General features: G+C 63.2%; 11 protein-coding genes. 8 read left to right on the top strand and 3 right to left on the bottom strand.

The features are described from left to right. Positions 1 to 72: 72 nt before the first annotated feature. Positions 73 to 657, top strand: coding sequence for a sigma-70 family RNA polymerase sigma factor (locus BJP07_RS10210; protein WP_071567353.1), 585 nt, complete (start codon positions 73 to 75; stop codon positions 655 to 657). Then, positions 654 to 1,412 carry a hypothetical protein gene (locus tag BJP07_RS10205; RefSeq protein ID WP_071567352.1) on the top strand — a complete coding sequence of 253 codons (759 nt, stop codon included), beginning with the start codon at positions 654 to 656 and terminating at the stop codon, positions 1,410 to 1,412. Before BJP07_RS10210 ends, BJP07_RS10205 begins: the two co-directional genes overlap by 4 nt. Here BJP07_RS10205 and BJP07_RS10200 read toward each other — a convergent pair. Then, entirely contained in the window at positions 1,409 to 1,795 is a 387-nt protein-coding gene (locus BJP07_RS10200) for a DUF5319 domain-containing protein (protein WP_218160245.1), read from the bottom strand. The two genes, BJP07_RS10205 and BJP07_RS10200, sit on opposite strands and share 4 nt — an antisense overlap. 140 nt (positions 1,796 to 1,935) lie before the next feature. Between BJP07_RS10200 and guaB the strand changes: the two genes are divergently transcribed. The 4 genes from guaB (at position 1,936) to guaA (ending at position 7,660) form a co-directional block, all read left to right on the top strand. Beyond that, positions 1,936 to 3,459, top strand: a complete 1,524-nt coding sequence (gene guaB / locus BJP07_RS10195) for an IMP dehydrogenase (RefSeq protein WP_071567351.1) — start codon at positions 1,936 to 1,938, stop codon at positions 3,457 to 3,459. A gap of 36 nt (positions 3,460 to 3,495) precedes the next feature. Beyond that, positions 3,496 to 4,650, top strand: coding sequence for a GuaB3 family IMP dehydrogenase-related protein (locus BJP07_RS10190; RefSeq protein WP_071567350.1), 1,155 nt, complete (start codon positions 3,496 to 3,498; stop codon positions 4,648 to 4,650). Positions 4,651 to 4,674: 24 nt separating this feature from the next. Further along, the gene (locus BJP07_RS10185) at positions 4,675 to 5,967 is read left to right on the top strand and encodes a PAS domain-containing protein (RefSeq protein WP_071567349.1); all 1,293 of its coding nucleotides are present in this window, start codon (positions 4,675 to 4,677) and stop codon (positions 5,965 to 5,967) included. A gap of 139 nt (positions 5,968 to 6,106) precedes the next feature. Beyond that, positions 6,107 to 7,660 carry a glutamine-hydrolyzing GMP synthase gene (gene guaA, locus BJP07_RS10180; RefSeq protein WP_083584206.1) on the top strand — a complete coding sequence of 518 codons (1,554 nt, stop codon included), beginning with the start codon at positions 6,107 to 6,109 and terminating at the stop codon, positions 7,658 to 7,660. A 9-nt stretch (positions 7,661 to 7,669) separates the two neighbouring features. Here the strand turns inward: guaA and BJP07_RS10175 are convergent, their stop codons facing one another. After that, entirely contained in the window at positions 7,670 to 8,716 is a 1,047-nt protein-coding gene (locus tag BJP07_RS10175; protein WP_071567347.1) for a PspC domain-containing protein, read from the bottom strand. Positions 8,717 to 8,827: 111 nt separating this feature from the next. Here BJP07_RS10175 and BJP07_RS10170 point away from each other — a divergent pair, with 111 nt between their 5' ends. Continuing rightward, the gene (locus BJP07_RS10170) at positions 8,828 to 9,955 is read left to right on the top strand and encodes a PspC domain-containing protein (protein ID WP_071567346.1); all 1,128 of its coding nucleotides are present in this window, start codon (positions 8,828 to 8,830) and stop codon (positions 9,953 to 9,955) included. Beyond that, positions 9,952 to 10,575, top strand: a complete 624-nt coding sequence (locus tag BJP07_RS10165; RefSeq protein ID WP_071567345.1) for a response regulator transcription factor — start codon at positions 9,952 to 9,954, stop codon at positions 10,573 to 10,575. The genes BJP07_RS10170 and BJP07_RS10165 overlap by 4 nt, the downstream gene beginning before the upstream one ends. On the opposite strand, the gene BJP07_RS10160 is transcribed toward BJP07_RS10165, so the two are convergent. Further along, positions 10,572 to 12,467: an FAD/NAD(P)-binding domain-containing protein gene (locus tag BJP07_RS10160; protein WP_071567344.1), complete on the bottom strand. Its 1,896-nt coding sequence runs from the start codon at positions 12,465 to 12,467 to the stop codon at positions 10,572 to 10,574. The two genes, BJP07_RS10165 and BJP07_RS10160, sit on opposite strands and share 4 nt — an antisense overlap. Positions 12,468 to 12,487: the final 20 nt, after the last annotated feature.

The following is a 12,487-nucleotide window of genomic DNA, read 5'->3' as shown; positions in this document are numbered from 1 at the left end:
GGGCCAGCTTTGGGAATGGCATGCTCATCGCTGTACCCTTGAGCGATACGGGAAAGGAGGCGGGCGTCGCGTATGAGCGGTGGAAGTTCTGATGATGTCAACGCGCAGCTTGCGCAGTTGTTGCCCGCAGCGCAGTCTGGGGATGACCGGGCAACACAGCGCATTGTGGCGCTCATTTACCCGCTTGTACTGCGCTACGCGCGCGCCCGCATTGGTGGTGGGCGCACTCCGACGCCAGAAGACGTCACCCAAGACGTATGTTTCGCTGTGGTCAACGCGCTTGGAAGCTACAAAGACCAGGGGAAACCGTTCATGGCATTCGTGTACGGCATCGCCTTCAACAAGGTGACGGACGCGCACCGCAGCTACGCGCGTGACCGTATGCTGCCCACCGAGGACATCCCCGACGGTGTATCACACGAGGCCGATCCTGAAGGGTATGCGCTGGATATCGACGCGAGTAACAAAATGCGCGAGCTGCTCGATGTACTCAGTGAGAAAGCGCGAAATATTATCATTCTGCGCGTGTTTGTTGGCCTTTCGGCGGAAGAAACAGCAGAGATTGTTGGTGGGACAGCTGGGTCGGTTCGTGTCGCACAGCACCGTGCCCTGGCTCGTTTGCGTGAGGCCCTTGAAGAGGAGGAATCTGCGAAATGACACGTGATGCACACCGCATCCCGCAGTTTGATGAGCTGTTGGCGGACGACGTCGTGTTGACCCAAGTGTCACGTGGAGAAGCCCCAAACGATGGTACCGACCAGCTGTTGGGGCTGATGTCCGCGCTGCGCGAGGACGTCGAACGTCCGATGCCGGTACCTCCTTACATAGCGCCTGTGGCGAAGCCTGCGCGAAAGCAGATGAACCCATGGCTCAGCGGGCTTGTGGGCGCGGCAGCAGCCACCGCCCTCGTCGCGGGGAGCGGTGCGGTGCTGTACAACGCGACGCCCGATTCCCCGTTGTGGCCAGTAGCCTCAACCGTGTTCGGGGAGCGGGCGTCGGTGATGGAGCTGGCGAGCACGCTCGACGAAATGGAAGTCGCGAGTGACGAAGGCAACGAGGACGCTGTGCGCTCACTCGTGCTGCAGGCCAAGGCGCTGCTGAACACGATGGACGTGAAGAAGGCGCAGGGGTCTGAGCCTGCGGTGGCGTCGACAATTCCAGAGGTCACGGTGACGCGGACGGTGACCGTCACGGTGACACCTGAACCGCGTGAGCCTGTGACGGTGACGCATGTGGTGACGGAGCAGTCTGCCGTCGAGCAGCATTCCTCCCCGCAGCCGACGGCGAGCGCGGAGCCAAGCCAGTCTCACCCGACGACACCGGCTACCAAGGACGCAACGCCGGAATCACCGACCGTGATTACTTCCCCCAAACCGGCAGAGGCGCCGTCGTCGGCCGCGCCGCAGCGCTAGCGGCCGGCGGACTCGATGCCGTCCATGTAGCCCAGCGCGTAGTCCCACGTCACGTAGGCGTTCACGTCTGGGCTGGCGCTCGGCTCGTGGACGGGCGGGAGCGCGTGATTCAGCGTGGAGATCATGTTTTGCTCCATGATGTCCCAGTCGTAGTAGTGCGTTTGCTCGCAGTCTTCGCACATGAAAAAGATTCCGAGGATGCCGCGGGGACGCAAGATTCGTTGTGCGTCGCGGACGTGGGCCAGATCGTGAATGATCGCCTGTCGCTCCTCGCTGCTTAAGGGTTCCGGCAGTTCGTCGTCCTCGATGAACGATGCCGGATCGTTCGGGTCGTTCGCGAACGGGTCGAGTGGCATCATGTCGTCGTAATTCACACTGACCAGCCTATTGTGTGGGGAGTGGCAAGGCCAATTAGCCGTGTGCGTTGGGATTTTTCGATGTGTCTGTGTGTCCTGTCGCGCGACGTTATATCATGGCTGAAAACCAATGTCGGGTACACCGCGCGCGGAAGGAGAAGTTGTCAATGGCAAACGAGCGAGTTCTTACAGGTGGGGATGACCCGCACAAGATTGCACTGCGGGGCTTGACCTTTGACGATGTGCTGCTGCTGCCGGCCGAGTCACACATCGTGCCGGCCGAAGTGAGCACGAGCTCGCAGTTCAGCCGCAACATCAAGCTGGGCATTCCGGTCGCTTCTGCTGCGATGGATACGGTCACGGAGTCGCGGATGGCGATCGCGATGGCACGCCAGGGCGGCATTGGCGTGCTGCACCGCAACCTGAGCGCGCAGGACCAAGCGGAGCAGGTGGACATCGTGAAGCGTTCCGAGTCCGGCATGGTGACCAACCCGGTCACCGCCACCCCGGACATGAGCATTCGTGACGTTGACGCGCTGTGCGGCCGCTTCCACATTTCGGGGCTGCCTGTGATTGACGCAGACGAGCGCCTGGTTGGCATCATCACGAACCGCGATATGCGTTTTGAGCCAGACTTTGACCGCAAGGTCGCGGAGGTCATGACGCCGATGCCGTTGGTCGTTGCGGATGAGGGCGTCGATAAGCAGGAGGCGCTCGCGTTGCTCTCGGCGAACAAGGTGGAGAAGCTACCGATCGTGGATAAGGCCGGCAAGCTGGTTGGCCTGATCACGGTGAAAGACTTCGTGAAGAGTGAGCAGTACCCGAACGCTTCGAAGGACTCGAACGGCCGCTTGCTCGTCGCTGCGGGCATCGGCACTGGCGAGGAGTCCTATGAGCGCGCCGCGCTGCTCGTTGAGGCGGGTGTCGACGCCCTCGTCGTCGACTCCGCGCACGCACATAATAACCGCGTGCTCGAGATGGTCTCCCGTGTGAAGAAGGACTTCGGCGACCGCGTCGACGTTATTGGTGGCAACCTGGCGACGCGGGAAGCCGCGCAGGCCATGATTGATGCCGGTGCAGACGCGATCAAGGTCGGCATCGGGCCAGGCTCCATCTGCACCACGCGCGTTGTGGCTGGTGTTGGTGCTCCACAGATTACTTCCATCCTGGAGGCCTCCGTGCCTGCTCACAAGGCTGGGGTGCCGATTATCGCAGACGGTGGCATGCAGTTTTCGGGCGATGTCGCAAAGGCGCTCGCGGCTGGCGCATCGACCGTCATGCTCGGCTCCATGCTCGCGGGCACCACTGAGGCTCCCGGAGACGTTGTGGTCGTCGGTGGCAAGCAGTACAAGCGCTACCGCGGCATGGGCTCGATGGGCGCGATGCAGGGCCGTGGTCTGACCGGCGAGAAGCGTTCCTTCTCTAAGGACCGTTACTTCCAGGCCGACGTTACGAGCGAGGACAAGCTGGTTCCGGAAGGCATCGAGGGCCGCGTTCCGTTCCGCGGGGATATCGACGCCATCACCCACCAGATCGTTGGTGGTCTGCGCGCCGCAATGGGCTACACCGGTTCTGCCTCGATCGCTGAGCTGCAGACGAAGCAGTTTGTCCAGATCACGACGGCTGGCTTGCGCGAATCGCACCCACATGACATCACGCAGACGGTTGCAGCGCCGAACTACAAAAACTAATCCTTTCTGAATAGCTCCTGAAGGAGAGAACCTGACATGCGTGAATATGTAGAAATTGGCATCGGGCGCGAGGCCCGCAAGGCCTACGATCTTGACGACTTGACCCTGACGCCGACGCGCCGCACCCGCTCGTCGAAGGACGTCAGCACCGAGTGGCATATCGACGCCTACACGTTTGACATGCCGCTTGTGTCCCACCCGACCGACGCCCTGGCGAGCCCTGAGTTCGCCATCGAGATGGGTAAGCAGGGTGGCCTGGCAGTGCTCAATGCCGAGGGTATTTTGGGCCGCCACGCGAACTTCGAAGAGGCGATCAACGAAGTTTGTGACCAGGCGCCAAATGCCAAGGATCTCGAGCCGGAGAGCTACCACGAGATTCCTAGCAAGATTGCCAAGGCGACGGCGACGCTGCAGAAGCTCCACCAGGCGCCAATCAACCTGGATGTGTTGAGTGAGCGCATTGCGCAGGTCCGCGCGTCCGGCGCGACCGTCGCTGTGCGCGTGAGCCCGCAGAACGTGCGCGAGCTTGCCCCCGCAGTCATCAAGGCCGGCGCGGAGATCTTGTTCGTGCAGGGGACGTTGATTTCCGCGGAGCACGTGCAGCCCGGCGGGGAACCGCTGAACCTGAAGGAGTTCATCGGATCCCTTGATGTCCCGGTTATCGCAGGCGGTGTGTTCGACTACACGACGGCCACGCACCTGATGCGCGCTGGCGCAGCCGGTGTGATTGTCGGGTCGGGACGGTCCTCCTCCGGCTTGGCCCTGGATGTCCCACTCGCAACTGCGATTGCTGATGTGGCCGCAGCTCGTCGCGACTACTTGGACGAGACTGGTGGCCGCTATGTTCACGTCATCGCGGACTCGGCACCGTCGAACGCCGGGGACATCGCGCTGGCACTCGCCATGGGTGCTGATGCCGTCATGGTAGGCGATCTGTTCGCGAAGGCGGACGAGGCCGCTGCTGGTGGCGCGTACTGGGAGCCCGCCTCCGCGCACCCGCGCTTCCCGCGCGGGGAGGTTGCTAACTGGGGTCTGGGTGATCGCTGTCCGTTGACTGAGATTTTGTTCGGCCCATCGAGCGATTCTGCTGCCGGAACAAATTTAGTGGGTGGTTTGCGTCGTATTATGGCGAAATGTGGGTACACTGATCTCAAGTCGTTCCAAAAGGTCGACGTGATCGTCCGCCCGTAAACAGATTGACCTAGTATATCGAATATGGCCTACGAAGTAGTTATTAAACGAGATGCCCCAGACGGCCCACACCATGAGGTTGATGTTGATCACATCTTCTTCTCGGTGACGGACAGCAAGGGCATTATGACCCATGTCAATGAGGTCTTTATTCACTACGCGCAGTATCCCGAAGTCGAGATGATCGGGAAGCCACACAATCTCATTCGCCATATTGAGATGCCTGGTGGCGCATTCAAGCTGATGTGGGACGTCATTGAGGATGGCCGACCGTTCGCAGGCTATGTTCGCAACCGCGCAAAGAGTGGTTCCGCGTACGACGTGTTTGCTACCGTGACGCCTCTGCCAAACGGCGATTACCTCTCTGTGCGTACCCGTCCGATGACCGAGTTGTTCAAGGTTGTCGGCGACGTGTACCAGGCGGTGAACGACGTTGAGTGGAAGGCGCGCCATGAGGGTGTTGGCCGTCGTCGCCGCGCAGAGCTTGGCTTGGCCAAGCTGCAGGAGCTTGTGCCTGATTACGACGCCTTCGTCGCCGAAGCACTGCCGGCCGAGGTGCTGGCGCGTGAGGAAGCAGGCTTCGACCTTCCGGAGGGCACCGGCGAGGTGTACGAGGCCACCAAGCACCTCTACCGCGAGCTGGACCGCTTTATGGAAATCCAGTCGTCTATTAAGGAAGCCGCTGAAGAACTGGCAAAGGCCAGCCAGACTCTGGTGGAAGAAAACGCTGTCACGAACAGCGTGAAGGGCGAGATGGAAAACGTCATGGCGGAGGGCGCTGCTCGTACGCTGCTGCTTGCACCGCTGCAGGTGTGGGCCACGATGCGTGGCATCATCGACGAGAACGCGCAGTCGCTTAACGAGGTCGCTGGTGAGTTGGCGAAGAAGGCAGCGTCCGCGCGTATGGCGATTGCGCTGGCTCGTTTGCATACGGCGCAGACCGCGATCTTCTCCCTTGAGGAGAACCGTCGTGAGGTGTTGTCCATGCTGTTCGACGCTCTCGAAGTAGACGTGAAGCAGATGGACGACGCGGTCTTCCTGCACTCCTCCTTGGCGAACCGCGTAGACCTGAAGGTGAACTCGATTTCCGAGCTGACGAAGATGCCGCTCGAGATGATTCGCCGCTGGTCGCAGACGACGGCGCAGGAACCATTCGGTGAGAACATCGAGCCACTTGTTGCTCAGGTGCACCGCGCTATCCAGGCTGCGGATAACTCCATCGAGCGCCTGCATGCTTCCTCGCAGAAGCTGGGCTCCGACCCGGCGATCGACGGGGTGCACGACGCGCTGGAGAACCTGCGCGCACTACTGAAGTAGTCTGTTGTAACGCCATAACGCTGAAGACACCACCTGCCTGGCAGGTGGTGTCTTTGTTGTTTTAAAGGGTTTTGGTGTGCAGGACTCTGTCATCGGGCTCACGTACACATTGGGTGCTGCGTAGGTTAAGATTTGGTGCGTGACTACTGCTCAAACTCGCCCTGTTCTTGTTGTTGACTTTGGTGCGCAGTACGCGCAGCTCATTGCACGTCGTGTGCGTGAGGCGCACGTGTTCTCCGAAGTCGTTCCGTCCACGATCTCTGCCGCGGAGGTGAAGGAGAAGCAGCCGCTGGCGCTTGTCCTGTCCGGCGGCCCGTCGTCCGTGTATGAGGATGGCGCCCCGCAGCTGGACCCCGAGATTTTCGAGCTGGGGATCCCGATCTTCGGCATTTGCTACGGCTTCCAGGTGATGACGCGCGCGCTCGGGGGCAAGGTTGAGCAGACCGGCGCACGCGAGTACGGCCGCACGGAGATGTCGGTCGCGGGCGGCGTGCTGCACGCCGGTTTGCCGGAGGAGCACAAGGTGTGGATGAGCCACGGTGATTCGGTGACGAAGGCTCCGGAGGGCTTCGAGGTCACTGCGTCTTCGAAGGGTGCGCCGGTCGCTGCGTTCGAGGACGTGGAGCGCAAGTTTGCTGGTGTGCAGTACCACCCGGAGGTCATGCACTCGCCGCACGGCCAGGAAGTGCTGACGCGCTTCCTCACTGAGATTGCTGGTCTAGAGCAGAATTGGACGGCGTCGAATATCGCGGAGCAGCTCATTGAGCAGGTTCGCACCCAGGTGGGCGACGGCTACGCCATCTGTGGCCTGTCCGGTGGTGTGGACTCGGCTGTTGCTGCGGCGCTGGTGCAGCGCGCGATCGGCGACCGTCTGACCTGTGTGTTCGTGGACCATGGTCTGCTGCGCCAGGGTGAGCGCGAGCAGGTGGAGAAGGACTTCGTCGCCGCGACCGGCGCGAAGCTCGTGACTGTCGACGAGCGCAAGGCATTCTTGGACAAGCTGGCCGGTGTGACTGAGCCGGAGGCGAAGCGCAAGGCGATCGGTGCGGAGTTCATCCGCTCCTTCGAGCGTGCTGTGGCTGATGTGTTGTCGGACCACAAGGTTGATTACCTGGTGCAGGGCACGCTGTACCCGGATGTCGTCGAGTCGGGTGGTGGTACTGGTACCGCCAACATCAAGAGCCACCACAACGTCGGCGGCCTGCCGGATGACGTTGAGTTCGAGCTGGTCGAGCCGCTGCGCCTGCTGTTTAAGGACGAGGTCCGCGCGGTCGGTCGCGAACTTGGCTTGCCTGAGGTGATCGTGAACCGTCAGCCGTTCCCGGGCCCTGGTCTGGGTATCCGCATCATTGGTGAGGTCACCGAGGAACGCCTGGAGACCCTGCGCGCCGCGGATGCGATTGCTCGCGAGGAGCTGACCAAGGCTGGCCTGGATGAGCAGATTTGGCAGTGCCCGGTCGTGCTGCTTGCCGACGTCCGCTCGGTGGGCGTGCAGGGCGACGGCCGCACCTACGGCCACCCGATCGTGCTGCGCCCGGTCGCGTCTGAGGACGCGATGACCGCGGACTGGGTCCGCATCCCATACGAGACGCTCGAGGTCATCTCGACCCGCATCACCAACGAGGTACCGGACGTCAACCGCGTGGTGCTGGATGTGACGTCCAAGCCGCCAGCCACCATCGAGTGGGAGTAATACGCCGACTTATTCGGCAAAGTACGCGGACACGGACCCGACGCGCTGCTTCACGTTGATCGTGAGGAGCTCGCCGTCCTTGTCCGCGTTTTGCTTGCCCTGGGGGCAGGTAGTTTCGCCGACGGTTGCTTCGCAGTGGACGTCGACAGGCACGTTGTTGGGCAGGATGATGTTGATTTCGCCGACGCCGTTGCTGATGTTGATGGTCTTGGGTTCGTCGAGTGGCGCGAGGTTCGACAGGTCGATGGTGGTTTCTCCAACGAGGTTGCTGAAGTCAGGGATTGAATTCGCGTCCTCGAATGTGTGATGTATTTCGCCAATTCGGCTGTCCACCTTGCTATCGAACCGGGGGCCGGCAATACCGGTGATGAACAGGAGGCAGAAGAGGATGACAGCCAGGGGCAGCCATAGCCACAGGCGTGTCTTTTTCTTCGGCTGCTCCGGCGCTGGCTCGGTTGGCTCGGGCAGGTGCCACAGCCCGGGTGCCGCGCCGAGTGGGTCCCACGCGGGGGGTGTGCCGGGATGCTCGTAGCCCTCGGGCACGGTCAAATGTGAGGTATCCACGGTGGGGCCTTCGCTTGTCGACGCCTCCTCCGGTTTCACCACCAGCAACCCTGTCGGCGGCTCCGGCTGGCGTTGGTGGGCGAGGTACCACCCGAGCGCGAACAACACGAACGTAACGAGTACCCCGTTGACATCGCCTGCCGCTGAGACTGATGGGAAGAAGACCACTAGGCCGAGCAGCAGCCACCAACCGGTGCTGCGGTCTTTCTTCTCTGGCTCGGTGAGCTGTTCTTTCGGCGTGGTGATTGCGTTCCACGGGCTGCGGGTCATGCCGAAGCGTGGCATGTTGATCCAGCACAGCAGGTAGAGGAAGAGGCCACCACCAAATATGAGTGCAAGTGCTACGAAGATGACGCGGACAAGCGTTGGGTCAATTTGGTAGCGGGCGCCGATACCTTCGCAGACGCCACCGATGACCGCTTTGCCGCCCTGGTCCTTTGGGATGCGGGGCGGGCGAGTCTCCCACATGCGCTTCAGTGTGTTTGTTTCCATGTCTTTATTGTCCCGTGGTGGGTCCGCGGGCGGTATCGGGAACGACCCTGATTTTTGATCTCAGGGTTTACCCCGATGTGCCCGAGGAACTGTGCGTGTAAAGATGAGTGCATGTCTGCGTTGTATCCCCGGCTGACCCGGGACCCTTCCCGCCGTGTCATTGCGGGTGTGGCCTCTGGTGTAGCTGGCCACCTCGGAGTGGACGTGAGGTGGGTGCGGCTGTTTTTTGTTGTCGCAAGCTTCGCCGGTGGGCTGGGGGCGTTGCTGTACTCGGGCTTGTGGATGTTCACCCCAGTTGCCGAGAGCGTCGAGCCCCGGCAGCGTCCTGGTGCGCTGGATGTTTCTCTCGTGCTGGTCGGGTTTGTGGGCGCGCTGCTGTCCTTACAGGGTTCCTCGGGCGTTGGATCCGCCGCGCTGTTCGTGGTTGGCGTGCTCATTGTGGGTGCGGTCATCGCGCTGCAGGCCTACGACCGTGGTACGTCTTCGTGGAAGAACATGGCGGCGATGGCGCTGGGTGCGCTGCTGGTGATGGGCGGGGTGCTGGCGCTCGCACTCATGGGGGAAAGCAGTGGGGTCGCCGGGATGGTGGTTTCTGTGCTGGTGACGGTGCTGGGGGTGGCGGTGCTGGTGGTGCCGCTGATCACGAAGCTGGCGAACTCGCTCGTCGCGGAGCGTGAGCAGAAGGCGGTGGCGGACCAGCGTGCGGAGATCGCGTCTCGTTTGCATGATTCGGTGCTGCAGACGCTGGCGCTCATCCAGCGGCAGGCCGGTGACCCGGACGAGGTGGTTCGGCTTGCCCGTGGCCAGGAGCGTGAGCTTCGCGCCTGGCTATTCGACGACACCGTGTCCAACCACACCACCACCTTCGCCGCGTTGCGCAAGGCTGCAGGCGAGGTGGAGGACGCCTACGGGGTCGTGATTCAACCCGTCACGGTGGGCGAGGACATTCCCTTCGACGAGCGCGCAGAGGCGGTCGTGCTCGCGGCGAGGGAGGCGATGGTCAACGCGACCAAGCACGCCGGCGTGGACACGGTCGATGTCTACGCGGAGCACCTCGCTGGCAGGCTCACCGTGTTCGTGCGCGATCGTGGCAGCGGATTCGACCCCGAGGCGGTGCCGACGGACCGGCACGGTCTGCGGGACTCCATCGTGGGCCGCGTGGAGCGCGTTGGGGGAGAGGTACACGTGGTGACGTCGGAACGCAGTGGCACTGAGATTGAACTAGCGTTGGACCTATGACTCGCGTGTTTCTAGTGGATGACCACTCCGTGTTCCGCGCTGGGGTGAAGGCCGAGCTGCAGCAGGCGGTGGAGATCGTCGGTGAGGCCGGGACGGTCGCCGAGGCGGTGCGGGGAATCGAGCAGACACAGCCCGACGTCGTGCTTCTCGACGTCCACATGCCCGACGGCGGCGGCCTCGCAGTGCTGAAGCGCGCACCCGGCCCGGCGTACTTGGTGCTCAGCGTGTCTGACGCCGCCGAGGACGTCATTGCCCTGATCCGCGCGGGCGCCCGCGGGTACGTGACCAAGAACATCGCGGGCGCGGAGCTCGCGGAGGCGATCGAGCGGGTACGCGGCGGGGATGCGTACTTCTCGCCGCGGTTGGCGGGGTTCGTGCTTGATGCGTTTGCGAGCAGGCCTGTCGTCGAGGAGGACGACCCGGCGGTGGACTCGCTGACCAGGCGCGAACTCGAGGTGCTGCGTCTGCTGGCGCGGGGCTACACGTACAAGGAGATCGCGCAGCGCCTATTCATTTCCGTGAAGACGGTGGAGACGCATGCGTCGAGTATTTTGCGGAAGACGCAGACCTCGAACCGCCACCAGTTGACCCGGTGGGCGGTTGCGCGCGACCTGGGCTAGCGTACACGTACCTGCCGCAGTAGCGACCGTGCGGTCTTGTCTGTTTCCTGCAGCATGCGCGGGTCGGTGCCGGGCATTGGGGAGATGGTGGTGTCTGCCCACTGTGTGCCGGTGGGGATGCCTGCGATGTGCAGGCGCGGGTCCAGGGTGCCGTCGGGGTGGATGGTGCGGCGGGTATCCGCGTCGGTTTCGGGGGAGCCGGTGGGCGTGCCGAAGGGTGCGAATGGGCGGATGCGATCGCTTTCCAGCAGCGATGCGGTGAGCGGGTCGGCTGCGCGGGTGATGTTGGGGGACGGCAGGAAAGCGTCTGCGAGGGTGTTCGCGGTGATGGTGCGCTCGGCGCTGGTGGCCGTGAAGGTTGTGCCCGATTGCGTGACGGTTGGGGTTGGGCCGAGCAGGGTGACGAGGCCGGCGTCGATAAGTGCGAGGAGTTCGCGGGAGCGGAAGAGCGGCGGGCCGGAGCCGACCATCTGGCCGAATGCCATGTAGTCGGAGAGCGCGCCGTGCTGGTCCTCCGGGGTGCCGCGGCCGTTCTCGACGGCGATGGCGGTTGGTTTGCGGCCTGCGGAGATCACCCACAGGGCGGATTTGATGGGGGAGTCGAGGGCGGCGATGGCCTCGGCGATGTCGCGGGCCAGCGCGTCGGCGATGACGCAGTTCAGGCTCTCGGCGTCGAGGCCTTCGTACCCGGCGAGGGGGTCAATCCAGTAGGAGATGTCGAAGGGGGCGGTGGTGGCGTCGGCAAGGGTGTCGTTGAGTACGCGGGCGCAGGGCAGGAGGCTGGTGCGGGTGGCGGCGTCGGCGAGTGGTGCAGCGTCGATGCGCGAGATGATGTCCGCTAGTGGGATGCACAGGGCGTCGGGGCGTACGCGCGCGAGGGTGGTGTAGTAGGCGGCGTAGCAGTCGCGGATGAGGGCAGGCCAGAGCTGTTCGCCGAAGCTGAGCGTGGTGGCGTCGCTGTGCTTTTCGATCGCGGCGCGCAGCCGAGAGAGGTCCGCCTTCGGTGGCAGCGAGTGGTACTCGGATTTTGGCAGGTAGGGGTAGCCGCGCCCAGAGGTGACCACGAGGTGTGGTTCGGCGCCGCTGGGTTCGTAGCGCAGCTCGGAGCGGGTGTCGGCGGGCACGAAGCGGCCGTCACGGTTGATGGTGCTCAGCGCCATGAGGTCGAAGAAGCCCATGCCGAGCCCGCGCACGATTGCGGTTTCGCCAGCAACAAGCGTATCGACGTCCTGTTCCACCGGGTTGCCGGGTTGGATCCAGTGCCCGCGGAAGGCCACTGGGTGCTCGGGGACGACCCAGCCGGTGGCGAGCACGGTGGCGTCGGCGTGGACGGTTGTGCCGTCCTCAAGCGTGATGGTGTCGCGCTGGTCGTCGGCGGTGATCTGCTGCGCGCGGGAGTGGTGGTTGGTGACGGTCACGTGCTGAGGGAGCTGCGCCAACGCGACTGTGAGGACCCAGTGGAGGTATTCGCCGTACAGCGCGCGTGAGGGGTTGGATTCCGGGCGGGTGGCAGCCAGCTCCGCGCCGAAGTCGGCGGTGACGTGGTCGGGGGTTGGGTGGGCGTCGAACAGTGATTGCTTGATGGCGGACACGGCGTCGCGCTCGCCGCGCAGGAGTTGGATCCACTCGTACATGGTGGGCCCCTCGAGTACGGGGGCGGTGACGGTCGAGCCGGGTTCTGTGAAGAGAGTGACCGCGCCGGCGAGCGTGTTCATGCACAGGGTGTGGGTTTGTGCGGTGTCCCAGACGCGTCCGGCGCCGTGCTGGGCGTCGTCGATGAGGTGGATTGTCAGTGGTTGGGTGGAATTAGATTCGTTGAGCGCGGCGGCGATGCGTTCAATGATGGAAATGCCGCGTGGACCTGCGCCGACGATGGCGATTGCTGGCTGCACTGTGTGTTCCTTCCTGTTGC

It is taken from the genome of Corynebacterium sp. NML130628, assembly GCF_001875665.1.
In the GTDB taxonomy this organism is placed as follows: Bacteria; Actinomycetota; Actinomycetes; order Mycobacteriales; family Mycobacteriaceae; genus Corynebacterium.
Note: the sequence above shows the minus strand (reverse complement) of the source record. Positions and strands in the feature narration are given on the sequence as shown.